Here is a 23,655-nt window from a genome sequence, read left to right on the forward strand (position 1 = left end):
GTCCATTTCCACCTGCTACCCACCCTCCAGGCCCCGCCAAAAAACCTTGAAATACATCCCTCCCTGTCCAAACGCGGGTGCTGGCTAGTCTTTCGAATTCCTGGCGACCATCGGTAAGGCCCGCCTCTTCTATATACATATAAAGTATGCATAATGAAGCCATTCGAAATTCAGTTCCACAAGGCAAAGAACGCAGCCAACAAACTCAAGCACCAAGGCATCAGCCTCGCAGAGACTGAACCGGTATTCCATGACGAACGAGCGCTGACCATCGAGGACAACCACCATGATGAACAACGCTGAATCACCCTGGGGCGGGATGCCAAAGGCCGATTGCTGGTCGTCGCGTACACCCATCGCGATCCGGATTTCGTTCGAATCATTTCCGCGCGCATCGCCACCAAAAGCGAGCGCCGTCAGTACCTGGAGGCATGACCGATGAAAGACGAATACGATTTCAGCAACGCCAGGCGCGGGGCCGTGGTGCCCGCCAAAGGCAAGACCCGCATTACCATCATGCTCGATGACGCTGTCATCGAAGCCGCCCGCGCACTGGCAGAAAACGAGGGGTACGGCTACCAGACGGCGATCAACAATACGTTGCGCCGGGCCCTGCTCAACGAAGGCAAGACCACACAACTGAAACCAACCCTCACCCCTGCCGAACTCAAGGGCCTGGAGCAGAAACTGGCAGAGGCCTTGCGCGAAATTCAACGGGTGATGGAGCCGGGTATTCGGCCCTGAAACACCAAGGGCCGATCAATCGGATCAGCCCTTGGTGATGTCTACGATCAGCCCGCTATTGCGGCGCTGCGATCAATCGTTCCAGTGTCCGCACCAATTGCGCCTGTTCCGGTACGCGAATGCCGAACTCGCTGCCCAGCAGGCCGATCAATTCCTGCACATCCGTCACCTGCCGCCGCTCGCTGTCGTGGCCAATCCGGTGGATCGCGAAGTTGCCGTTGTTGAGCGTACGCCGCCACCCCTCCCCGGTGCGCGCCGCCATCAATTGCTCGGCGAAAGTCGACTCGGGGTGGGTCGAGACGTACCAGTTGCCCACGGCAAAATCGATATTCTCCTGGCGTTGCAGGTCGAAGATGTACATCGCTCGCCATTCCCCCGCAACGTTGGCGCGCAGGGTAAAGCCGTCGACGTGCAGGTCGATGCGATACGGCTCGTGAGGGGTGAGTTGTTCGGCGCGGGAATCGAGCAACAGGGGCGCGGTCGGTACCATGCCGCCGAAGCCGACGTCGGTGATGTAGCGCACGTCATCGATGATAACCAGGCTCAAGCGATGGGTCCGGGCAGTCCAGGCGCCCTCCGGCTGGCCCATCACCACCCGGCCGCTGATGGCACGGGCGTCGAAACCCAGTGCTTGAAGCAAGGCCAGGAACAGGTTGTTGAGTTCGTAGCAGTAACCGCCACGACCGTCATGCAAGACCTTCTGCTCGATGGACGGCAAGTCGATCAGCACCGGATCGCCGGATAATGTGGTGAGGTTTTCAAACGGGAAAACGCCGGTATGGCGCAGTTGCAGTTGGCGCAAGGTTTCCAGGGTCGGTGCCGGAGGTGCGTCGAAGCCCAGGCGTCGCAGATACAAAGCACGGTCAGTCAGGCATGGCTCGCTCATCGCTCAATCCTTTTGCACGCAAGCGGCGGATTACTCCGCCAGTGGCCGCTATGTATACGGGATCAAGCACTGCCGCCGACAATTGATTTAGCCAATCACCGGAAATGAAAAAACTCTACTGCGCTTGCGCAGCCCTACACACCGGCATCAGGTAACGACTCATCCCTGGAGACGACCATGATGAACATCAGAATGACTTCGCTGCTCTTGGCGGGATTGTTGTCGGCAACGCCCCTGGCCATGTTTGCGGCGTCCGGCAATGGCAATGGCACTGGCACGCCCGGTACGACATCGGGCGCCACCCGCAACCCAACCATGCGGCCAGACAACAACCGACCCAGCGCACCCTCCGGTGACTACAGCCGCAGTCATGGCCCCGGCTCGTCAATCGGCAGCACCGGCGTCAATGGTCCGGGTAGCGGCGCGGGTGGTGGAACCGGCGCCCCCGGAGGTGGAACCGGCGGTGCTGGCGGCGGGACGGGCAGCTGGACAGGCAAAAGCAGCCGATGACGTGCAGTCATTGGCTGCTTTTTGTCGCCTGGGGCTTACATCGGCTTGACCGCCGGCGGGTTCCATTGGCCATTCAGCGCCTCGGCTTTCGGGCCGTACAAACGCATGGTCAGGTTGAACGGGCCTTTGGGCGCCGGCAGCCAGTTGGCCTCCAGATCCTTGCCGGGGCTTTCGTTCTGGAAATAGAGGTCCAGCGAGCCATCGGCGTTGGCCTTGAACGGCATCCAGCTACTGACCGCAAAACGATTGAGCGAGTTGCCGACCTGGAAACCTTCCGGGTCATACAGGGTGATCGACCAGAAGGCGTTCACCGGCGGCGCCTCGCCCTTGTTGAAATGCAGCACGTACTTGTTTGCACCCTCGAGCGGCTTGCCGTCACTGTCGCCGATGTTCAACGGATAAATCGCATCCTCGGGCAGGTTGGCACCGAGCCCCATCTGCGTAACGATGGCGCGCTTGAGGTAGTAGTTGCCGTAGACGCCCATGGTGTCGGTGTTCATCGACCAGCCATTGACTTCCCGCGCCAGGGTCGGCACTTTCCAGGTCATCAAGGCCTGCGCATCCTGCGGCACCGTTTGCAGCGCGGCCCGGATCTGCGGGTCCAGCGCGTCCATGTCGAACGGCTTGCCGGCTTCGATGCCGATACGCTTGATCTGCGCCAGCATTGGCTGGTCGGTGCTGTGCGGCGGGTTCACCTTCAGCAGGTCAGCCGCGTAAGTGAAGTAATTGGCAGCCGACATGGAATCGACCTGAATCTTCGGCGGCGTTTTCATGTCCACCGCCGGGTCGACCTTCACGGTGACGGCTTCAGGTTCCTTACCCAACCGGGACAACGGCGTCACCGTGTAGCCGGCCTGGATCTTGTGCACCGCCGCGTAATCCGCCGCACCGTCGGTCTTGGTACGGCCGATGACCCAGACAAAAGGCGTGGGTGCCGGCAGATGACTCATCCCGGCGGGCACCGTGCCGGTCCACCCCGGTGGCGTCACCAAAAATTGCCCGGCCTCGGTGCCCGTGGTGCGCCAGCCCGGCGAAGCGAACACGTCAGTCCACATATCCAGCATCGGCAACAGGTAGAAGCGCCCGTCGGTATCCGGCGCGGCGATCACCAGCGGTTCCTTGGTCAAGTCCAGCCAGGCAATCGAATACAAGGTGTCGAAATTAGCCCGCACCACCCCTTTGAACTCGGCCGGCGGATACTGCGGCACACTCACAAACATGTTCATCGGGCCTTTGCCGAATTCCTTGCCCGGTTCGATGTTGGTGAACTGCTTGCGGGTAATGTCCATGCTCAGCAGCGGGTAAAAATAGATGTAGGCATCCACGCCGATCGCGTGAGCTTCTGCGGCAGTGATTTTCGATTGCGCGTGGCTGGCCAGCGGGAAGATGGCAGCGGCTGCGACGGTCAAAGCAACGGCTGTCAACGCTTGGGGTATCAACATGTTGGCGATCGTCCGTGCGAGGGGGAGCCTGCCGGGGTCGGCAGCGCTAACGGAACTCTAGACGATCAATTCAGCCAGGCCCGAGAGGCGGACCACCGGCAGGAACAACACTTCAACGATCGGAACGCATCAATGCCTCGACACCGCCCGCCATCGACAACGTTGCCACGCGGTTTCGCCCCGAATGCTTGGCCTGATACAACGCCGCATCCGCCCGCTCGACAAACACGTCCATGCTGTCACGCCCCGATGGCACGAACGAATAGCAACCCAGACTGACCGTTACGTAGCCATTGGGCGAGCCGGTGTGACTGATGCTCTTGTCAATGACGCTGCGGCGGATCTGCTCGGCAATCGTCATGGCGCCGTGGATGTCGGTGTCCGGCAACAGCACCGCAAACTCCTCACCGCCGTAACGCACCGCCAGATCGGCCTTGCGGTGGCAGCAACTCTTCAGCGCCCGTGCCACTTCGGCCAGGCAGTGATCCCCCACCACATGGCCGTAGGTGTCGTTGTAGCGCTTGAAGTAATCGATATCGAGCATGATCAGGCTCAAAGGGCTGGCCTGCCGGGCGCCGCGCCCGAACTCGATGCCCAGCGCCCGCTCGAACAGTCGGCGGTTGGCCAGCCCGGTCAGGCTGTCGTGGGTGGCGATCAGCTCCAGCGCTTGCTGGGCCCTGCGCAAATCCGACTCGACCCGCTCGCCAACACGCACCTGATACAGGAACACCCACCCGAACAAACCCACGACCAGCAACACCAGGGCAACGATAAGACTGGAGCGAAACGCCGTGTCGTACCAGCCCGCGAGAATGGTCTCCGTGGACGACGCAGCGGCGACCACCAGCGGATACGCCTCCAGCTGGCGGTAACCGTACAGGCGTGTCACACCATCGATGATGGACGTGAACATCGCATTGCCGGAGGTGGCCAGTGGCAGGAACTTCTGGAAAATCTCGCCCTGGGCCAGCGACACGCCGATCTGCGCCTCTACAAAAGGTCGACGCGCCAACAGCGTGCCATCGGTCAGGCCGAGAAACATCGAGCCGTTGTCGTCGAGGCTGAAACTTTTGAAGAACTGGTCGAAGTACGACATCTTGATGCCGGCCAGCAACACGCCCTGGAAATGCCCGTTCCTGTCGTTGACCCGTTTGGAAACCGGAATGATCCACTCGCCGTTTTCCCGGCTGCGGATGGCCGGGCCGATGTGCGCCACCGACGATACGTTCTGCTGGTGATACTTGAAGTACTCGCGATCCGCGACCCCGGCACCCCGGGGCAGGTTCTCAAACGAGGTCACCACCCACTGGCCCTTCTGGTCGAACAGCAGGATGCCGTGCAACTGATCCAGTGCCAGCACCCGCCGGGCGAAGGTCTGCTGCAAGCGTGGTCGTTGGTCCGGGCCGAAACCGTCGACCTGAATCCAGTCCACCAGACTGGTCAGCACCAGGTCGGCCTTCATGAAGGTGTCTTCGGCTTGCTGCGCCATGGCCCGCGTCAGGTTCGAAGACGCCACTTGCGCCAGGCTCAGATCATGGCGACGGGACTGTTCCAGTTGCAGGTAGAGCAAACCGCACAGGCACAGACACACCGTGGCAATGAACAACACCGCGGCCTTGCGCAGCGGTATGCGTTTCAATGCGACGCCAGGGGCGTGGTCCGGGTCGTTAAAGCGAGTGGGCAAAAGTTCATCCTGTCGGGGGCAAGGCATGGGCACCGACCCAAAGCCCTCAATCTTTATGGGCCGTAGTTTACGGGGTTATCCATGATAAATGGGTGGCCACTTGCCCAGCGGTATCACACCTGCCCGGGGGTGCTGCCCAAGCACAGCGCCTGCACCCGGCATGTGCCGCAAACATGACCCAAGGCAAGCGCGCCCCCCGCATCAACGAGCTACGATTAGTCTGAACTCCACACAGGGAATCGACATGAGCAAGGCAGACGAGCTCGCGGCAAAATTGAAACAGACACGGCTGACCAGCGCGGATCAGGCGATCGATGCCTGGCCGAGCCAGGTCTACGAACTGTATCAACGGATAGAAACCTGGCTGCTGCCCCTGACCGAAGCGGGCCTGGTCCTGCGGCGCAACCCCACCCACGTGTTCGAGAGCCACCCCAATGGCGACGCTTACGACTACGCCATCGACCAGTTGGTGATTGCCGGCAACGAGCACAGCCTCACCTTTGACCCGGTTGCACGCTTCACCGCCGATGGCGAAGGGCGGGTCGAGATTCACTCCCAAGGCAACGAATTCGCCCTGTTGCGTACCGTGGACGAACACGGTGAAACACACTGGTGGCTACAAACGATCGAGCAGGCCACAGCGCAGCTGGATGCGGTGGCGCTGACGGAAAGCGATCTGCTTGCAGTAGTGCAACAAGGGCTGGCGCTTTAGGGGGGGCAAGCACTCACATAAAAAAGGGCGCTCCAGAGACTAATACCGATCAGTTCACACACGAAACCTGTGGGAGCGAGCTTGCTCGCGATAGCGGACTGTCAGACACATTGATTTTGAATGTGCGACCGTCATCGCGAGCAAGCTCGCTCCCACAAGGTTTGTGGTGTTCAAACATTTAACCGACAGGCATTACGCCCCTGGAGCGCCCTTCTTCAGCTATTTCATTGCTGTTGGTTCTGTCCCTTCACCACCAGCGGTATCTCTGCTCGACGCAAGTCCAGAGCGGGCAACTTCACAGGCTGACTCAAGCCCTGCAGCACCCTGGCATCGTAATCATAAATGTCGGGCTTGAATGTCACCCGCCCATCCTTACTCAGGTCCACGGTCCAGTAAGCCAACAGCACCGGCACTTTCACCGGTAGCTGGATGTTCTCGGTCCTGCCATTGGCCAACTGCTTCTGAATGCCGGCGCTGTTCCAGCGCACCGGGTCGTTGAACAACAACTCGACCAGTTGCAATGGGTTTTCCACGCGGATGCAGCCTGAACTGGTGGCCCGAACCGTTTTGGCAAACAGTTCGCGGTGCGGCGTGTCATGCAGGTAAATCGAATAGTCGTTGGGGAAGCGGATCGCCACCTGCCCCAGCGAACTGTCGGGCCCGGCATCCTGACGCAGGTGGATGCCTCGCGGGTTGCTCCAGTCAACGCTCGACGGATCGAGCACATTGCCTTCGCGATCAAGCACGCGAATCCGGTTGGCCTCCAGATAGCCCGGATCGTTCTGGACTTTTGGAATCACGTCCTGCTTGAGAATGGTCGGCGGCACGGTCCAGGTCGGGTTGAACGTGATGTAGGTGATTTCGGCCTGGAACACCGGCGTGCTGCGCACCGGTTTACCGACTTGCACCCGCGAACGCCAGATCGGCAGACCGTCGCGGTACATCGCCACCTTGTATCCGGCGATATCGACGATCACGAACGTGCCCTGAAGCTTGTACAACAGCCACCGGGCGCGCTCCATGTTGACCCGCACCTGATCGATCCGCGCCTCGACCGGCACGTTCAGTGCCGCCAGCGTCGCCGCCCCCGCCACGCCATCGGCACCCAGGTATTGCTCGGTCTGATACTTCTTCACCGCGGCAATGACCTTGTCGTCGTAACCGGCCTTTTTCGACAGCTGCGGGTCCAGGTATCCGCCCGCCACCAGACGCGCACGCAATTGTGCGACAGCCACCCCGTCCATGCCGGGCTTGAGCGATTGCCCTTCGGTGACTTTCGGCCAGCCGCCCGCATCACGAACCTGACGCAACCGGGCCAGGCCCTCACGCAAGTTGCGGTAAATCTCTTCCTGAGGAGGCGCCTCGGCAAAGGCACGCGCCACGTCATGGGCATCGAGGGCGGCGAACAGGTTGTTCATGTCTTCGCGGGCATCGCCGCCGGAAGGCTCGAAATTCCAGTGAATGTCCAGCCGCGACGGATCGACCTTGCCCCGCCGCAGTTGCAGCAGCGCGGTGATGAACGTGCGGGTCGCCGCCATGTCGAACATCGCCCGTTGCGCCGTGGAAGGCATGGCCACTACCAGCGATTCATGGGCCTGAGCCAGTTCGGAGATGCGGAAATCCGCCGGATTCAGGCCGTCGATCCGGGTGTCTTCAAGGCTCTTGAGTAACTGGGCCACGTCACGTTCATCTGTCCACGCGGCGCGATAGTTGCGATGCATATAGAAATCCAGCACCACCCGGCTGACATCCACGCGCTGATAGCGCCGCGAAGTGAGCAACGGCGGAAAGGCCGAGCGCAGCGGTTCCAGTGTTGCCTGAATCGCCTGGCCGACCGCATCGTCGGGCGCTGCGGCATCGATTGTGCTGCTTGCCGCAGATACCGGCTCAATCGGCGAAGTTTGCCCAAACGCCGCACCGCTGATCAGAAAGCCCATAAAAAATATGCGGCTTATGACGAATGACCTTGTTAATTGCACCATGGATAATCCTTAATCACCCGTTTCAAACGGCTAGCTTTCCACTCGCTGCCAGCTAGACTCGAAATTATCATGATGAGACCCGACTATGGCGCTCAACCGCTTTGGCCCTTTATTTGCCATTTTACTGACGTGCCTTTCAGTAACGTCAGCCTACGCCGATTCGCTTGAAAACGCGCTGGTCAAAGCAGCTCCAGGCGCCGACGCCAAAGTGATTGCCCTGGCGGTTCGCGCAACCCAATGCAGCCGCGCCCAAGGTGTCGCCCCAGCCCAAAGACTGGCGGTGATCGATTATTCCCTGCCTTCGACCGAACAACGCCTGTGGGTCTTCGACCTTAAACGGCGCAAGTTGCTGTTTCACGAACTGGTCGCCCATGGCCGCAACAGCGGTGAAAACATGGCCACGCTGTTCTCCAACCAGAATGAAAGCCACGCCACCAGCCTCGGCCTGTTCCGCACACAAGAGAGCTACCTCGGCCAGAACGGTTACTCGCTGCGCATGGAAGGCCTGGAGCCCGGCTTCAACGATAACGCCTTTGACCGGGCCATCGTCATTCACGGCGCGCCCTATGTCAGCCCGGTGCTGGCCCGCGCGAATGGCCGGATCGGCCGCAGCCTGGGTTGCCCGGCCGTCAGACCGGCGATTGCCCATCGACTGATCGATTCGATGAAGGACGGGCAGTTGTTGTTTTCCTACTACCCGGACCAGCGCTGGTTGAAGTCGTCTTCCTACATCAACTGCGGCAGCGATACCGTGGCCTCGAGGGAAAAGACCACTTCGCGCCAGTAAGCAACGCCCCAACCTGTCAAAACTGTAATCCCCGCCTCAGCCTGCTGAAAGGCACCGCCCGTTAGCCTCGTCGACAAGTTCAACAGGCTGACGGGCGGAACAAACGGCATGCACTCCCACACTTCAAGACGCACCTTCGTCAAAGGCCTGGCCATCGGCGGGCTCTTCGGCGGCCTCGGGTTATGGCGCACGCCGGTCTGGGCGATCAGCAGTCCCGGCGAACCGCAGGTGTTGGCCGGTCACGATTTCGACCTGTACATCGGCGAATCCCCGGTCAACTTCACCGGCAGCCCACGCACCGCGATGACCATCAACGGCGGCATCCCCGGCCCGCTGCTGCGCTGGCGTGAAGGCGATACGGTGACGCTGCGGGTGCGCAACAAACTCAAGGACAGCACCTCCATTCACTGGCACGGCATCTTGCTGCCGACCAACATGGACGGCGTGCCGGGGCTGAGTTTCAAGGGCATCGAGCCGGGCGGCATGTACGTCTACCAGTTCACCGTGCGACAGAACGGCACCTACTGGTATCACAGCCATTCGGGCTTTCAGGAGCAATCCGGCGTCTACGGCCCGCTGGTGATCGACGCCAAAGACCCGGAGCCGTTCCAGTACGACCGCGACTACGTGGTGATGCTCAGCGACTGGACCGACGAAGACCCGGTCGGCCTGATGAAGACCCTGAAAAAGCAGTCCGATTACTACAACTTCAACAAACGCACCGTGGGCGACTTCATCCACGACGTCAGCGAAAAAGGCTGGGGGCCGACCGTCGCCGACCGCAAGATGTGGGCCGAGATGAAGATGAACCCCACCGACCTGGCCGACGTCGGCGGCGCCACTTACACCTACCTGCTGAACGGCCAGGCGCCGGACATGAACTGGACCGGGGTGTTCCGCCCGGGGGAAAAGCTGCGGCTGCGCTTCATCAACGGCTCGTCCATGACCTACTTCGACGTGCGCATCCCCGGCCTGAAAATGACCGTGGTCGCCGCCGATGGCCTGCACGTCAAACCGGTGAGCGTCGACGAGTTTCGCATTGCCGTGGCGGAAACCTTCGACGTCATCGTCGAGCCGACCGAAGCGGCCTACACCCTGTTCGCCCAGGCGATGGATCGCACCGGATTCGCACGCGGCACCCTCGCGGTAAAAGCGCGACTGATTGCGCCGCTGCCGCCACTGGACCCGCGCCCGCTGGTGACCATGGATGACATGGGCATGGCCGGCATGGACCACGGCAGCATGGCAGGCATGGATCACGGCAACATGGCCATGGGCGACATGCCCGGCATGCAGTCCCACCCGGCCTCGGAAACCGACAACCCGCTGGTGGACATGCAAGCCATGTCCACCTCACCGAAACTCGACGATCCCGGCATGGGCCTGCGCAACAACGGTCGCCGTGTGCTCACCTATTCCGACTTGCGCAGCACCTTCGAAGACCCGGACGGCCGCGAGCCCGGCCGCACCCTGGAACTGCACCTGACCGGCCACATGGAAAAATTCGCCTGGTCATTCAACGGCGTGAAGTTTTCTGATGCACAGCCGTTGCGCCTCAAGTACGGCGAGCGGCTGCGGATCGTGCTGGTCAACGACACGATGATGATGCACCCCATCCACCTGCATGGTATGTGGAGCGACCTCGAAGACGAGAACGGCCAGTTCATGGTGCGCAAACACACCATCGACATGCCACCGGGCTCCCGGCGCAGCTATCGGGTCACCGCCGATGCGCTCGGCCGCTGGGCCTATCACTGCCATCTCCTGTACCACATGGAAATGGGCATGTTCCGTGAAGTTCGCGTGGAAGAATGAGGCGCACCCCATGATTCGATTCACCCCGGTTTTTTTCGCACTCGCGACCTCGACGGCGATGGCCGCCAGCGATGACATGCAAGGCATGGATCACAGCCAGATGGACCACAGTCAGATGCAAAGCATGGACGAGGGCCAGATGCAGCCCGCCGCCCCCAGCGAAAGTCGCACACCGATCCCGGTGCTGACCGATGCCGATCGCGCTGCCGTGTATGCCGATCCCGCCGGTCACCACGTACATGACAGCACGCTCAATTCATTCTTCCTCGCCGACAAACTGGAATGGCAGGACGCCGATGACGGCAGCACCCTGGCCTGGGATTTGTCCGGCTGGGTCGGCGGTGACATCGATCGCCTGTGGCTGCGCTCCGAAGGCGAACGCAGCAATGGCGTGACCGAGGACGCGGAAATCCAGGCCCTGTGGGGCCACGCCATTTCCCCGTGGTGGGACGTCGTCAGCGGCGTGCGCCAGGACTTCAAGCCCGGCGCCCCGCAAACCTGGGCCGCGTTCGGCGTGCAAGGCATGGCGCTGTACAACTTCGAGGCCGAAGCCACGGCTTTCATCGGCGAAGGCGGCCAGAGCGCCGTGCGGCTGGAAGGCGACTACGACATCCTGCTGACCAATCGGCTGATCCTGCAGCCAACCGTCGAACTCAACGCCTATGGCAAAAACGACCCGCAACGGGGCATCGGCGCGGGGCTGTCCAACACCGAAGCCGGCCTGCGCCTGCGCTACGAAATCCGCCGGGAATTCGCGCCCTACCTCGGCGTGACCTGGAACCGCACCTACGGCAACACCGCCGACTACGCCAGTGACGAAGGCGAGGACCGCAGCGAAACCCGCCTGGTGCTCGGTATTCGGCTGTGGTTCTGAACAGACTCACCTCAAACCAACAACAACCGCTTCAAGCGGTAAAGGACCTTGCATGCGCCTCATCAAACCCACCGCCGTCGTTATCACGTTGCTCAGCGGTCTGCTCATGAGCACCCTCGCTCAAGCGCACCCCAAACTGCTCGCCTCCACCCCAGCGCAAGGCGCAGAAGGTACGCCGCCCGACAAGATCGAGCTGCACTTTTCCGAAAACCTCGTCACCCAGTTTTCTGGCGCCAAACTGCTGATGACCGAAATGTCCGGCATGGCCCACGCCCCGATGCCGGTCAAGGCCAAAGTCAGCGGCGGCAGTGATCCGAAGACCATGTTCATCACCCCGACAGCGCCCTTGACTGCCGGCACCTACAAGGTCGAATGGCGCGCGGTGTCGTCGGACACCCACCCGATCACCGGCAACGTCACCTTCAAAGTGAAATGATCGATGAGCGACTCGGCCAACGTCATGCTGCGGTTTGTGTTGTATGTGGATTTGATGCTGTTGTTTGGCGTGGCGCTGTTCGGGCTGTATAGCCTTGAAGGACGGGAACGACGTTCGGGGACCGTGCTGCCCTTTCGCGGATTGCTGGCGGGGTTTGCCGGACTCGGGGCATTGTTGTCGAGCGCCGGCATGGTGCTGATGGCCAGCACCATGAGCGGCGAATCAGACGTTGCCGAGTTGCGACCTCACATCGAGATGATGCTGTTCGAGACCGATGTCGGGTTGGCCTGGGCTGTGCGGATGATTGCGCTAGCGGTCGTGGGGCTGGCGTCGATACTCAACCCACGCGCGCCCGGCATTAGCCTGGTGATCGCCGCCACGGCCGGCGGCATCGCCCTCGCCGGCCTGGCCTGGAGCGGGCACGGCGCCATGGACGACGGAAGTCGCCGCTATTGGCACTTCACCGCGGACATCCTGCACCTGCAAATAGCGGGCGCCTGGCTCGGTGCGTTGCTGGCGTTTGCCCTGATGGCGCAAACCCGGGCTCTGCAAACCGAAGCACACATTCGCTTACTGGCTCGCGCGATCAAGCGATTCGAACTTGCCGGAGCACTGATCGTCGTCATCATCACCCTGACGGGCGTGGTGAACTACCTGTTCATCGTCGGGCCGAAGCTCGATGAGGTTTTACTCAGCCACTACGGAATTTTGCTGACGATCAAAGTGTTGCTGTTTGCCGGGATGCTGGTGTTGGCGGCGTTGAACCGCTTTCATCTTGGGCCCTTGCTGGAGCGGTCGTTGCGAGAGGGCCAATATCGCGTGGCAGCCCATGCACTTCGGCGCAGTGTGGTGCTGGAAATGATCGCGGCGGTATTGATTGTGGGCTTGGTGGCGTGGCTGGGGACGTTGAGTCCGGAAGTGGAAATGAGCCATCTTCAGGGGGAAATCTCTGACATTTACGTACTGATTTAAACTTGGGCCAGCCAGGCCTGGGCAAAGGCCCAGGCGTTGGGATCTTTGCTGGTTGGCATTTTCATCCTCCCGAGTACGAATTTTCTCCAAATTAGCCGTACGTCTCGGCGGACTTGCCAATGAGGAACTCTTGATTCAATGTAATGACAAATGTCATTACATGAGAATCTATCCCATGGCATCTATCAACATCCGTATCGATGACGACCTCAAGGCTCGCGCCTTTCTCGAACTGGAAAAGCTCGGCGTCACGCCTTCCGAACTGATGCGCCAGACCCTGCAATATGTAGCGGAGCGTGGTCAGTTGCCTTTCAAGCCTGTCTTGATGACTGAAGACGATGAGGCTTTATTGGCTACCGTGCGGGAACGGCTTGCATCTCCTCAACGAGTAAAGGTTTCTATAGAGGACCTATAGCCTTGAGTTTGATGCCCGTGCATTGAAGGAGTGGCAAAAACCTGGCGACACAGTCCGACAGCAGCTCAAAAAGAAGCTGGTGGAGATCCTGAACAATCCACGCATTGAAGCTAACCGCCTGCATGGTTTTCCCGACTGCTACAAGGTCAAACTACGTAGCAGCGGTTACCGCTTGGTCTATCAAGTGATTGACCAGGAAATTACTGTGTTTGCGGTAGCCGTGGATAAACGGGAACGTGAGCAGGTTTATCGCAAGGCGGCTGAACGTTTGAAGTAGTGGTCGATTGACCCTCTCGTTTAGGGGGATCGTTCATTTTTCACACCGGTGAAAAAAACGGCACCTTCCGGTGCCGTTCGAATTTCGCAGTCCTGCTTTAACTTATCTTGCCCAGTGCCCCGGTCTTGTCACAGAGGTCCACCAGGCTACGACTGGAAATGCCGAGCGCCGTTTTAAGCTTGAGGTGATAGCCCCAAAAAATCACTCCAACTTCATCAGCCCATACGCAATGAATCCCCAAACAGCAATGCCAACCAGCATCACCGCTTTGATTTTCAAAAGACGCTTTAGATGTGGGGGAAAGTTTTTAATATCCTCGGGGTCCAGCTCACCAATGCGGATTGAAACCCTTGGCATAGTCACCATCCCGGCGATTTTTGCTATCAGCAAGAGGCCCCCAAACCACCCCTGCTGCCGCAAACCTGGCCCCCAGGTGTGGACATAACGACTATTTTTTAAGGCCTCCAGCATGGCGTCAAGGTAACGCCATCTGAGGTAGAGACTGTATGCAGTGCTCGCAATGGCCAGCAAGATCGGACCGGCTAGAAGCCAAAAAGCTAGCCAGGACATCCAAAAACCCTTTCCCATCATGGCTGGGTTTTCTCGTATAAAATTTCACCCATTAACTCACCCCCATCCCCCATATAAGTTGTGCCCACCCATGTTCCAGCACCTATCAAGGTCGCGGCGCAGACAACTCCCCCAATTCCTGTAGAGACGCCAAGCGCCAGACAGATAGGTCCACTGACATATTTACCTATCTCTGCACCCGCAACGCCACCAAAGGTGGACCCAACAAACTTTCCTCCCTCCGTAAACCTGACCTTCTCGCAAGCGGACCCAGAGCCACTATTACAAACCTCCTGAACAGCCAACAGCGAAGAAACCCCGCCAATACCAACACCGATGTAACCACCGGTGCTCATGTACTTGGCTGCCCGACTGGTCGCGTTCACGTGGTTGGAATACCCCGGTATCTGCCCCGGCGCCCCAGCCTTGTCCCAATGGTGCACCAGACTGCGACTGGAAATGCCGAGGGCCGTTTTCAACTTGGGGTGATCGCCCAGGGTGGTCTGGCCGCGCAGGCGAGTGGAGTTCAGCAGATGAGCATCGAGTTGGGCGAGCAGGCGCTGGCGTTCGGCGAAGAACTGCGGCGATCGCAGGTGGCCGTGCTGACGATAGCTGTCCTGATGCAGGCGCTCCATGGCTTGCAGGGTGTCGCGCAGTCGGGCCAGGTGTTTTTCCATCACCACCGCGCTGACGCCGAGCCAGGTCGAAGTCTCGCCGGTAAAACTGGCGATTTCCGCTGCATGGCGGAACATGAACTCAGCTTCCTCCGGCGTCAGGGGATCAAGGGCGGCCTTGACCTGCTGCGCGGCCTGCATCAGCTGCGCTTCCTGGTAGGTGCAGGAGGTGTTGTTCGGGTCGCTCAGTACGATCAACGAGCCGGCTTTGATGTTGTCTGATACTGGGTTGAGTGCCCGAAACTTGCGCATCACGGCGGCACCGGGCGTGGCGAACAGCGTGGCCTCCAGGGCTTCGCGGGTCATGCTTTTGGGCACCACATGGAAGCCCGGTTCTTGAGGGTCTACGCGGGCGAATATGACAGGCGCCGGTGGGTACGAAGGGGCGAAACCAGGCTGACGTGGCGCGGCCGGTTGACTGGTTGCCGCACTGGAAACGGGTTGCACAACGTCCCTGCCCGTTCGCGGTGCGGAGTTAGCGCTGCGATAGGTCGCCGTGACCACCGAGGGGATCAGCCGGGCCTTGCAGGGGCAATCGCTGTGGCTGTCCAGCGTGCCCGCCATGGCTTTGCCATGACTGATCATGTGCGAAATGCCACCGACAATTTTGTAAGTCTTGCCGTCCTTGCCACAGGTGACTCGATCACCCTCGCGGGCATGGGCAATGCCGTACATCATGATCCGGGTGTCACCATCCAGGACCTTACCGCCACAGGTGGTCTTGTCATGCAGACCAATGAAATGTCCTTCGTTCATTGATGTTCTTCCTCCTTGATGGAAGGCAGAAAGTCCTCGGTTGCGATTCGGTAAATGGCGTGAGCGGGATGAGCTTCCATGTATGCCTGCCCCTGGCGAACAACTGCCAGAGCTTCGTCGCAAAAGTGCGCAAGCCGCCCTTCAGTGAAGTGGGGGGCGTCAAGACTGCGAAGAAATTCAGCGGAGACTTCGTTGGTATACAAGGGATGCGCAGGTGCATTCATTTGCAACTTCCTTATCGTCATCGGTTTGAGTTGCCTTTCCTTCTCATCTCGGCAGAAGCGCCGAGCAGAGAGAATATTGGGCGACGACGAATAAGACGGTGGGACGCTTGCTGAACGCAATCCAATGGCATAGCCAAAATGAACGAATAGGAATTTTCGCAATAACCAACAACCCATTTCCTACAACGGGAGTTACAAGAAGTATTTTTTTGCGCAGTGGAAGCCCGCTGTGTGTGGTTATTTCACGTGCGAGCGTAGTCCGATGGGTTAACTAAAAAACAACATCTTCCCGGACGGAATTTTTCACACCGGTGAAAGTTTCACTACACTCCCCTTCAAAACCACTCCAGCACAAAAGCCCGATAACAATGAAGAAAATCAACAGAGCAATGATGCTCGGCGGCTTGCTCGCACTCGCCCTTGGCGCACAGGCAGAACCTTCGCACCTGGACAGCGTCATGCAACAGGGACAACTGCGCGTTTGCACCACCGGCGACTACAAGCCCTACACCCTCAAAGCCGGGGACGGCGAATATTCCGGCATCGACATCGCCATGGCCCGCACCCTGGCCGACAGCCTGGGCGTCAAGGTCGAGTGGGTGCCCACCACCTGGAAAACCCTGATGCCCGACATGCTCGCCGGCAAGTGCGACATCGCCATGGGCGGCATCTCGGTCACCCTGGAACGGCAGAAAAAAGCCTTCTTCAGCACCACCCTGGAAGTCGACGGCAAAATCCCGCTGGTGCGCTGCGAAGACCAGGCGCTGTACCAGACCGTCGAACAGATCAACCAGCCCTCGGTTCGCCTGGTCGAACCTGCCGGCGGCACCAACGAAGCGTTCGTTCACGCCTACCTGCCCCAGGCGCAATTGCAGCTGCACGACAACATCAGCATTTTTCAGGAACTGCTGGATAAAAAGGCCGACGTGATGATCACCGATGCGTCGGAGGCGCTGTATCAGCAGAAACTCAAACCGGGCCTGTGCGCCGTCAACCCCACGCACTACCTGCAATACGGCGAAAAAGCCTACCTGCTGCCCCGCGACGACATCACCTGGAAACTGTACGTCGATCAATGGCTGCATCTGGCCAAGGCGACGGGCAACTACCAGAAGATTCGGCGGCAGTGGCTGGTGGTGCCTGACGCAAAGTAATGGGGCGCTCTTCACACCCGCACAAAAAAGGGCGCTCCCATGGGAGCGCCCTTTTTTCATTGCGGACCGCGTATCAATCGTCGTGCAGCAATCCTGAACTGTACTCGCCGAAGCTATTGCCGAGCGCGCTGCCATGGAAATTCATCTTGGCGGTATTGCTGCTGGTCGGCCCCGGGCCGAAACCGGCCGGCTGCACCGAGTCGGTCGAATAATCGCTATGGGAGCTCACACCGGAACAGGCGCTCAACAGCAAAGCACCGGCGATCAGCGAGACTTTGACGAGGTTTGCGATCATTTTTTTATTCCTGTGGGTTGAGGCGCGGGGGCATGACCTTTGGTGGTTATCCTATGCCTCATTTCAACGACACATCATGAAACTTTTCGGCAAGTCAGCGTTGGTTCAGGCAATGCGATGTCTTAAAAAACGGTGCCACTGCTCAAAAAGAGCAGCGTCCTACACGACATCAGGAATTGTCCGTACACTCCGCCATTGCTGCGCCTTTGCCACGAGTCCTATAGTCCGGCCCACGCCCTCACGGCGTGTCGGGTTTGGCGACTCGATTGCAATTGAACTGAAGTCTTCGACCATTTCGGAGCGCTTCGGAACGCACCTAGCTGCCTGTTTTATGGTGGCTGTGCGCGGGAGACCTCAGGGTCTGCCGGTTTCTCCATTGCCCGGTTCGCCAACCCGCGTACGGCTACCACCCTCTCGTTTGGCGACGATTGAGTGATAGCTCTCATGAACTAATGGAGCTTCACTTATGAATGAGTACATGGCTTTAACCAGCAATGCCGATGACCTGCCCTCGCTGTTCGTCAACACCACACAACCTCTGCATTCACTGCTCAGCACCGCCAGCTATAGAATTCGAGCTGTGACGCAGATTCTTGAAAATCTTGCAATGCGTGGTGACATCACCAGCGATACGGTGGTTCTCAGCGACTTTGCGTTGTTGTGCTGCGTGCCGTTGCGCGATGGTTGTGATGTGTTGGATGTGATTGCGCGGCGGATGGATTCAGAGCCGTCCTGAAATCAGGAGAGGCGTTCTACTTGGGCGAAAAAACGGCACCTTCCGGTGCCGTTCGAATTTCGCAGTCCTGCTTTAACTTACCCTGCCCAGTGTCCCGGCCTTGTCACATATGTCCACCAGGCTACGACGGGAAATGCCGAGAGGACGCTAACAGCGTCGCGACGCTCAAGGCAGGGTCAAAAGAACGATTAAGAAGTTTCGTCAAAAGGAAATGTCTTTTTCCTACAACAGCCTTCAAAGGGGCTTTTATAGAGAAATGGAAGTTCGTTTTGTGGTTCCAACAATCGAGTAGGAGGCGGATTTACATCCGCCGTCCTCTCACATACATGGACGCCCCCAGTTTGCCGAGCTTTCAATTCGTGACAACACAGACGGGGTTGAGATTGCAGCCATACATCCGGACTTTATGTGAGGCTCTCCATCTTTGCAACTGCACGGCTACACCGATGACACGGGCAGAATCCGCAACTCACTAACGAAATTCAATGAGAACTTGAAGGCCATCATGTACGGAATCGCCGAACTGATGAACGATTGAGATCGACCCAAGCGCTGCGTTATTTTCCGTCAGAGCACTCCGCCAACTCCCGTCTAAGCTGACCTCTGCTGACGGATCAGCACCTTTCTTTTTGTTTGTCCCCCCTTAATCCCGCCCACGCGGGTTTTTTTTCGCCGTCTATTTACAGTGGGCGCACCTCTTGGGCTACGCTTTTCTTGTGCATGGAGGAAGCGCTATGCCAGAAGATCTACCCCCCGCCCATCTCAATCCTTCCGATGAAGACTTAATTGCCCTCGGACATACTATCGATGAGGTGGTTGCCTGGATCGACCATCGCGGTCCTACGTGTGTATCTGATCGCATCAACATGCCAAAGTTACAAACTTGGGCATTCAACAAACCCCAACGCCTGCTTTCTAACAACCTAACGATTATCAATTTAACACGCATGGAATGCGTAGTACTTGACTTATTAACAAGCAGCGAGGAGCGTGTTGTTAGCAACGAGGAGATCCTTATGAAGTTAAATAAGGACCCTTATAATTACAAAGGATTGCCCATGTGCCTCAGTAGACTGCAAGCGAAATTCAAGAAGGTCACTAAAGGAGAATGCCTCCTCCGTTCAGTAAGAAGTCGTGGTTACTGCCTTACCCAAACAATAAAGTCTCTGGTTCATGGCTGAGACCTCTTTCACGAAACAATGGCACGCGATCAAGGTGATCAGTCCTTGATCGCCGTCGCCGGTGATAGCGCCAATTCTTTGAGCTCGCGCCAGTCCCTCGCTAGTTACTCAGCTTGGGCTGCAGGATCACCCGTGCCAGCATCACCAGAATGCCCAGAACACCGTAGGCTGCAGGCGGCAGAACCGCCTGCAACTGAGGCAACATCTGCTCAGCAATACCCAGCGCCGCAATCGCACCGCCAGCCTGAACACTGGACATCTTCAAAGCATCTTTCCAATTACTAATCAGTTGCATATTTTGTTGCCTCATGTGTTGGGAAAGGTTCGGACCAGCGCCTTCAGCGCGACCTGGTAAAATGCAAACTTCAGTGCCGCGGGGCTCACGGCACATCCTTGAAGAAAATGTGACGCCCGAGCTTCATCGCCTGCTTGGCGTCCTTAATCCACGTAGGTGGTTTTGGCATGGTGGTCGCGTAATAGTGGGTTGCACCGCCGGTGGGGTCCGGTACTTTGCCGGCCATCACCTGGTCAGCGGCGATCTGCGCTTGCGCAAACTCGCGGAAAGGAATCTGTTTCGCGCCACTCATGTAGGCGAAGTTCGGATCGTTCTTGTTCCAACAGCTGAACTGGTACGGCTTCTGGCAGACGCCGGTGTAGCCCTCGCCCCACCACGACTTAGCCTTGCCATCGTTCACGCGGTTGCGGATGGTCCAAGCCACGGCGATCTGGCCGGCCAAGCTTTCGCCTCGAGCCTCTCCCCACAGAGTGCGGGCTAGGATGTCGCGATCTTTTTCTGTTGCAGTCATTTATTTTCTCCGGGCATAAAAACGCCGGCAACTGGGCCGGCGTTCGGGAGGATCTGCAGCAGTTGCTGCGTGGTGATCGGCATACTTTTCTTCGGTCGTAAAAAACCCCGAACTAGTCGGGGTCTTGGTGTATTTGGACGCTCCAGCTATTCGCACGCGAGCCCAGAAGATCCCAGCGCGCAAGGGCGCTACGCCTTCCGCCCTGAGCGCCCGGCACACAACAAATGGCTCAAGGGTGTCGAGTGGCTCGATTTACCTAAAATGAGAACTCCCTGCAGATAAAAATTCAGTCAACCCGATTTTGCCGGGGCGCACTCGCTGAAACCTCGGCTAACTGCATTAGAGGCTTTTAATGAATTTTGATTTTCTCTATTGTCAGTTTTGTGTATCCCTTGATCAGAAGCCCATCTGATGTTTTCTCAGATATTATTTTTGCTGGCACTCCGCCAATTGTTGCGTTTCCAGCGGGGAAGCTCTTCGCTACCACTGCGTTGGCTCCGATTGCCATGTTTGGCCCAATATCTATTCTTCCAAATAGCTTCGCTCCAGGACCTATATAGCAGTTTTCACCTATTGACGGAGCAGCATGATCTTTTCCAGCCTCGGTCCCTATGTTCACGCATACATGTAGGCGGCAATTTGCGCCGACTTTTGCGCCACTGTTTACAACGATAGTTCCTGCGTGTGCAATTGATAATCCAGGCCCAAAGACATTTATTGGTATTTCGAATCCCAACTTCAAGCTCTGTTTTAGATATTGATACTTTACGATATTTTTGAGAATCCTGTTTTTCTTGCAGTTTGTTAGGTATTCTAGCTTTCTCATTAGTCGCTGAAAACGCCAAATATCATCAAAAAAATACATTTTTAGACTTTTCTTTCTATTTAAGGAGATCCTATCTGCCTCTAGATATTCAATATATTCATCGTGTGAACTAATCATTTACGCTCCCTGCATTTAACTATTTGTTTGCGTGACTTAATGTACAAACTATGCTTTCTTATGTTGCCGCGCATTATTATTCTATGATCGCTCACAAAGCAATCATGCTTTTGCATCTTTGTTATAAACTGACGGATTCCGCTTGGGAATTAATCGCTGATGCGGTTTCTTACGAAAAGAAATCTAATGCCCCCCGCAGCGACGATCGACCTATGCTTAACGGCATCTTATGGATCTGTGCTCCGGAACGGCATGGCGCGACATTCCTGAGCGGTTCGGGCTGAAGTCCGGCTGATCGAGCCTTCCCCGATAGTGTGTCCATTCCATCAGTATCTGCTGATGCCTTCTGGCCAAGCTAGGCGGTCGCTCTATTGCTTTTCTCAAAGCGAAAAAACCTACCGTGAGACGGGCCGGATAGACGAATCGCTTTTACTTAAGGAGACCGGAGGTGCGCAGATCCCGAATCAGCGTTCCCAACACGCTCGCCACTGAATCCACCGTGGCCCCCGAGATAGCTAGTGCCCTATTATCGGTGCCCCCGGTAACAGAATAGGCATTTGTAGTCTGGGTCGGGGCGAATGGAACCCAGGTGCCCGGAGCACCATCTGCTACGCATAGCCACCCACCATTTTGGCCCGCAACAACTGGCGTGCGCCAAGTAATGTCACCTACGCGATGCTGACCGCTGCCCGGAGCTGATGCGCGGTGGTACCAGCGGGCACCATTTCGATATTCCCCGTTCGCGTCCACTACGCCATTGTTGATGTTGCCGTTCGCCTCAATGAAGCGGATGTCGCTCGACGACAGGCCAGAAGACTTCTTGTAGTTGTTGCTGCTGGCTGAAACCCCAGTTAGAAGCCCTCCACCATAAATCAGACCAAAACCCGTAACGGATTTAAGGCTCGTGTGGCCGAAGATAAGAACGTCACTGCCGGTGGCATCCACCCCCAGGTTGAAGTCGTTCCCGTAGCAGAACTCAGACGTATTGTTAAAAAAATGCGCGTTATTCAACGTGAAGCTGAGGGGGTTGTTATAAAAAGCGCGACAATGGTCCACGTAGTTGTCATGTACACGAAGGTTCTCGATTACGTTTGACTGGCGGATAAGATCCTGCACGCCAGGACTTACTACCGGCTTAAGGCGGAAGATGTTGTGCGCGATAGTAATGTTTCTGGCTGACGCCATGCTGCCAGGGATGCCGCCAAGGTCAATTGGGTAATCGACGTTAGCGCTTGTTACTTCAATGTTGTTCCCTGTCAGTACGATATCGGAACCGTAGAGTGAGAAGATCGAATACAATCCACCGCTTAGCGTGGTCTTCGCTCGGTTATTGGTGATCACCCAACCGTTACCGCCCGCCTTGACCAGGCGTTTCTGAACGTTCTCGAAATAATTACCATCAACGACGAATGCTTGGTTATCGCTGCTGAATTCCTCACACACGATGGCGTCAGCGTCATCGCCCAAGCTGGTGATGTTGGAAAAGGTATTGGCCGACATGATCGCCCCGCGACAGTCACCCATGAAGTAGATGGCACGAGTTACATCTAGCGATGTGAGGTCAGAAAAGCGACAGCCCAGAACTATAACCCTTTTCGAGCCCTTGACCCATAGACCGAAGACGTTAGGTTGATTATTACCGAGAGTCTTGAATGTACAACCTGTAAACGCCGCATCGTGAGTGTTCTCCACCTCTACCCAAGAGTACGCGGAGTAGTTTCCGTCGAATACGACCTGATTGAACTGCGGGTTTGCGGTGGCGCCGTTCAGCTTTAGCATAGTCCCAGTGACACTAGGCAGTGCTTTAATTGTGGCGTTCTTAAGCCGCACTTGGCCGGTAGCGATGGTGATCTTGGTTCCGATGTAGCAGAGTTGGTTATAGCCGTCGACCTCGACCCCCCAGGCTGCGGAGTATTCTAGGGCAGCTTTTACCGCGGGATACCAGTCCCAAGTGTCCGGGTTTAGGGCAACAGGCTTGACAGTAATTAGATGAGCGAACTCCCAAACACTTACAGCCTGCACCGACAGTAACTGGCCAGCGTTCGTGATGGCAGTGGCCAGCCGGGCGCGCGCATGACCGACCATAGCTGACCCGGGCAAGCCTGCCAGATTCTGCCGCAAAGAGTCGTCACCGATCAGCTTTAGCTTAGCTTCGTCGGTCGCCCAGCTAGTAGTCGTCATCGGGATGAACGAGCTTTTCGCCCGGTATTCATTACCCAGATACGCCACTGTTTTGGTGGTGCGATCTAGCAGGATTCCAGATGCGTAGGCAATCGACGGCTCGTAACCACTGGCATCTATGAAGGAATTGAATTGCGCTTCGCGATTGTCCTGATCGTCGGAGAACTCAGTATCACGCGCAAGCTGCGCCGCATCGAACGCCGATTCGCGGTTGGTCTGAGCACTATGAAACGCTTCACCCCGTTGCAACTGGCAGGTATCAAACTCTGCAATCATCCCCGGGATGCTTTTGCGATTCGCCCCAAGCCGATCTGTATATGTGGGCTCGGGCCCGTTCGCGAAGCTATCTAAGCATTTCGCGTTGTCCGACAAATCGCGCGGATCGGTGCTGCCGATCGGGTTTCGGGTGTTGTAGCTCATGGTCATCTCGCTCACAGAGTAAGCCGCCGGCGCCGCAAATGAAGCGGTGCCGAGTGCACTGATTTTTATCAATTGCCGGCGACTAACCATTACGACCAACCTCAAAATAGAATCGGTTGGCAGTGTACCGGCGCAGGCGTTGTAGGCCGAATGAAGAATGTACGAATCGTTGCAACAGA

General features: G+C 57.6%; 24 protein-coding genes and 4 pseudogenes. 15 read left to right on the forward strand and 13 right to left on the reverse strand.

Annotated elements, in window-relative coordinates; genetic code table 11:
* Positions 1 to 153: 153 nt before the first annotated feature.
* Both AC1DXW_RS13975 and AC1DXW_RS13980 read left to right on the forward strand, forming a co-directional pair.
* Positions 154 to 435: pseudogene (locus AC1DXW_RS13975) on the forward strand (BrnT family toxin).
* Between the two features lie 3 nt (positions 436 to 438).
* Positions 439 to 744 (forward strand): BrnA antitoxin family protein, encoded by a 306-nt coding sequence (locus AC1DXW_RS13980; RefSeq protein WP_477754067.1) that lies wholly within the window; start codon positions 439 to 441, stop codon positions 742 to 744.
* A gap of 55 nt (positions 745 to 799) precedes the next feature.
* Here the strand turns inward: AC1DXW_RS13980 and AC1DXW_RS13985 are convergent, their stop codons facing one another.
* Positions 800 to 1,630, reverse strand: coding sequence for an arylamine N-acetyltransferase family protein (locus AC1DXW_RS13985; RefSeq protein ID WP_477754068.1), 831 nt, complete (start codon positions 1,628 to 1,630; stop codon positions 800 to 802).
* Between the two features lie 177 nt (positions 1,631 to 1,807).
* Between AC1DXW_RS13985 and AC1DXW_RS13990 the strand changes: the two genes are divergently transcribed.
* Positions 1,808 to 2,140: a hypothetical protein gene (locus AC1DXW_RS13990; RefSeq protein WP_477754069.1), complete on the forward strand. Its 333-nt coding sequence runs from the start codon at positions 1,808 to 1,810 to the stop codon at positions 2,138 to 2,140.
* Positions 2,141 to 2,175: 35 nt separating this feature from the next.
* On the opposite strand, the gene AC1DXW_RS13995 is transcribed toward AC1DXW_RS13990, so the two are convergent.
* Positions 2,176 to 3,582: a DUF1254 domain-containing protein gene (locus AC1DXW_RS13995; RefSeq protein ID WP_477754070.1), complete on the reverse strand. Its 1,407-nt coding sequence runs from the start codon at positions 3,580 to 3,582 to the stop codon at positions 2,176 to 2,178.
* A 112-nt stretch (positions 3,583 to 3,694) separates the two neighbouring features.
* Positions 3,695 to 5,266: a sensor domain-containing diguanylate cyclase gene (locus AC1DXW_RS14000; protein WP_477754071.1), complete on the reverse strand. Its 1,572-nt coding sequence runs from the start codon at positions 5,264 to 5,266 to the stop codon at positions 3,695 to 3,697.
* A gap of 244 nt (positions 5,267 to 5,510) precedes the next feature.
* Here AC1DXW_RS14000 and AC1DXW_RS14005 point away from each other — a divergent pair, with 244 nt between their 5' ends.
* Complete coding sequence (locus tag AC1DXW_RS14005; RefSeq protein WP_477754072.1) at positions 5,511 to 5,978, forward strand: hypothetical protein; 468 nt, start codon at positions 5,511 to 5,513, stop codon at positions 5,976 to 5,978.
* A 224-nt stretch (positions 5,979 to 6,202) separates the two neighbouring features.
* Here AC1DXW_RS14005 and AC1DXW_RS14010 read toward each other — a convergent pair whose 3' ends face one another.
* Positions 6,203 to 7,960, reverse strand: a complete 1,758-nt coding sequence (locus AC1DXW_RS14010) for a L,D-transpeptidase family protein (protein ID WP_477754073.1) — start codon at positions 7,958 to 7,960, stop codon at positions 6,203 to 6,205.
* An 85-nt stretch (positions 7,961 to 8,045) separates the two neighbouring features.
* On the opposite strand from AC1DXW_RS14010, the gene AC1DXW_RS14015 reads away from it, so the two are divergent.
* The 7 genes and pseudogenes from AC1DXW_RS14015 to AC1DXW_RS14045 all read left to right on the forward strand — a co-directional run.
* The gene (locus AC1DXW_RS14015) at positions 8,046 to 8,747 is read left to right on the forward strand and encodes a murein L,D-transpeptidase catalytic domain family protein (protein ID WP_477754074.1); all 702 of its coding nucleotides are present in this window, start codon (positions 8,046 to 8,048) and stop codon (positions 8,745 to 8,747) included.
* A 108-nt stretch (positions 8,748 to 8,855) separates the two neighbouring features.
* Positions 8,856 to 10,562 (forward strand): copper resistance system multicopper oxidase, encoded by a 1,707-nt coding sequence (locus AC1DXW_RS14020; protein WP_477754075.1) that lies wholly within the window; start codon positions 8,856 to 8,858, stop codon positions 10,560 to 10,562.
* Between the two features lie 10 nt (positions 10,563 to 10,572).
* Positions 10,573 to 11,436 (forward strand): copper resistance protein B, encoded by an 864-nt coding sequence (locus AC1DXW_RS14025; protein ID WP_477754076.1) that lies wholly within the window; start codon positions 10,573 to 10,575, stop codon positions 11,434 to 11,436.
* Positions 11,437 to 11,488: 52 nt separating this feature from the next.
* Positions 11,489 to 11,872 carry a copper homeostasis periplasmic binding protein CopC gene (gene copC, locus AC1DXW_RS14030; RefSeq protein WP_477754077.1) on the forward strand — a complete coding sequence of 128 codons (384 nt, stop codon included), beginning with the start codon at positions 11,489 to 11,491 and terminating at the stop codon, positions 11,870 to 11,872.
* A gap of 3 nt (positions 11,873 to 11,875) precedes the next feature.
* The gene (gene copD, locus AC1DXW_RS14035) at positions 11,876 to 12,844 is read left to right on the forward strand and encodes a copper homeostasis membrane protein CopD (RefSeq protein ID WP_477760099.1); all 969 of its coding nucleotides are present in this window, start codon (positions 11,876 to 11,878) and stop codon (positions 12,842 to 12,844) included.
* Positions 12,845 to 13,019: 175 nt separating this feature from the next.
* Positions 13,020 to 13,259, forward strand: a complete 240-nt coding sequence (locus AC1DXW_RS14040; protein WP_477754079.1) for a type II toxin-antitoxin system RelB/DinJ family antitoxin — start codon at positions 13,020 to 13,022, stop codon at positions 13,257 to 13,259.
* Positions 13,252 to 13,536: pseudogene (locus AC1DXW_RS14045) on the forward strand (type II toxin-antitoxin system RelE family toxin); the annotation flags it as partial. The gene AC1DXW_RS14040 and the pseudogene AC1DXW_RS14045, both read left to right, overlap by 8 nt.
* Positions 13,537 to 13,737: 201 nt before the next feature.
* On the opposite strand, the gene AC1DXW_RS14050 reads toward AC1DXW_RS14045, so the two are convergent.
* Genes AC1DXW_RS14050 through AC1DXW_RS14060 form a run of 3 tightly spaced genes read right to left on the reverse strand, consistent with a single transcriptional unit; the run spans position 13,738 to position 15,760 of the window.
* The gene (locus AC1DXW_RS14050; protein ID WP_223542390.1) at positions 13,738 to 14,106 is read right to left on the reverse strand and encodes a hypothetical protein; all 369 of its coding nucleotides are present in this window, start codon (positions 14,104 to 14,106) and stop codon (positions 13,738 to 13,740) included.
* 17 nt (positions 14,107 to 14,123) lie between these two features.
* Positions 14,124 to 15,536 (reverse strand): PAAR domain-containing protein, encoded by a 1,413-nt coding sequence (locus tag AC1DXW_RS14055; protein ID WP_477754080.1) that lies wholly within the window; start codon positions 15,534 to 15,536, stop codon positions 14,124 to 14,126.
* Complete coding sequence (locus tag AC1DXW_RS14060) at positions 15,533 to 15,760, reverse strand: hypothetical protein (RefSeq protein ID WP_477754081.1); 228 nt, start codon at positions 15,758 to 15,760, stop codon at positions 15,533 to 15,535. Before AC1DXW_RS14060 ends, AC1DXW_RS14055 begins: the two co-directional genes overlap by 4 nt.
* Positions 15,761 to 16,152: 392 nt before the next feature.
* Here AC1DXW_RS14060 and AC1DXW_RS14065 point away from each other — a divergent pair, with 392 nt between their 5' ends.
* Positions 16,153 to 16,914 carry a transporter substrate-binding domain-containing protein gene (locus AC1DXW_RS14065; protein WP_477760121.1) on the forward strand — a complete coding sequence of 254 codons (762 nt, stop codon included), beginning with the start codon at positions 16,153 to 16,155 and terminating at the stop codon, positions 16,912 to 16,914.
* A 73-nt stretch (positions 16,915 to 16,987) separates the two neighbouring features.
* Here the strand turns inward: AC1DXW_RS14065 and AC1DXW_RS14070 are convergent, their stop codons facing one another.
* Positions 16,988 to 17,209, reverse strand: coding sequence for a hypothetical protein (locus AC1DXW_RS14070; RefSeq protein WP_477756479.1), 222 nt, complete (start codon positions 17,207 to 17,209; stop codon positions 16,988 to 16,990).
* 466 nt (positions 17,210 to 17,675) lie between these two features.
* Between AC1DXW_RS14070 and AC1DXW_RS14075 the strand changes: the two genes are divergently transcribed.
* Together AC1DXW_RS14075 and AC1DXW_RS14080 are read left to right on the forward strand one after the other, a co-directional pair.
* Positions 17,676 to 17,945: a short-chain dehydrogenase gene (locus AC1DXW_RS14075; RefSeq protein WP_477756480.1), complete on the forward strand. Its 270-nt coding sequence runs from the start codon at positions 17,676 to 17,678 to the stop codon at positions 17,943 to 17,945.
* 734 nt (positions 17,946 to 18,679) lie between these two features.
* A complete protein-coding gene (locus AC1DXW_RS14080; protein WP_477756481.1) occupies positions 18,680 to 19,126 on the forward strand; it encodes a winged helix-turn-helix domain-containing protein in 447 nt (148 codons plus the stop codon).
* A gap of 100 nt (positions 19,127 to 19,226) precedes the next feature.
* Here AC1DXW_RS14080 and AC1DXW_RS14085 read toward each other — a convergent pair whose 3' ends face one another.
* From AC1DXW_RS14085 to AC1DXW_RS14100, 4 genes and pseudogenes are all read right to left on the reverse strand, one after another.
* Positions 19,227 to 19,436, reverse strand: a complete 210-nt coding sequence (locus AC1DXW_RS14085) for a DUF7940 domain-containing protein (protein WP_477756482.1) — start codon at positions 19,434 to 19,436, stop codon at positions 19,227 to 19,229.
* 70 nt (positions 19,437 to 19,506) lie between these two features.
* Positions 19,507 to 19,932, reverse strand: a complete 426-nt coding sequence (locus tag AC1DXW_RS14090; RefSeq protein WP_477760100.1) for a cell wall hydrolase — start codon at positions 19,930 to 19,932, stop codon at positions 19,507 to 19,509.
* A gap of 2 nt (positions 19,933 to 19,934) precedes the next feature.
* A pseudogene (locus AC1DXW_RS14095) lies at positions 19,935 to 20,015 on the reverse strand (glycoside hydrolase family 19 protein); the annotation flags it as partial.
* A 266-nt stretch (positions 20,016 to 20,281) separates the two neighbouring features.
* Positions 20,282 to 20,875, reverse strand: coding sequence for a serine O-acetyltransferase (locus tag AC1DXW_RS14100; protein WP_477756953.1), 594 nt, complete (start codon positions 20,873 to 20,875; stop codon positions 20,282 to 20,284).
* 104 nt (positions 20,876 to 20,979) lie between these two features.
* Between AC1DXW_RS14100 and AC1DXW_RS14105 the strand changes: the two are divergent.
* Positions 20,980 to 21,155, forward strand: a pseudogene (locus AC1DXW_RS14105) (transposase); the annotation flags it as partial.
* A 149-nt stretch (positions 21,156 to 21,304) separates the two neighbouring features.
* Here AC1DXW_RS14105 and AC1DXW_RS14110 read toward each other — a convergent pair.
* Positions 21,305 to 23,476, reverse strand: a complete 2,172-nt coding sequence (locus AC1DXW_RS14110) for a right-handed parallel beta-helix repeat-containing protein (protein WP_477760101.1) — start codon at positions 23,474 to 23,476, stop codon at positions 21,305 to 21,307.
* Between the last annotated feature and the right edge of the window lie 179 nt (positions 23,477 to 23,655).

The organism is Pseudomonas sp. P4_C4 (genome assembly GCF_056402055.1).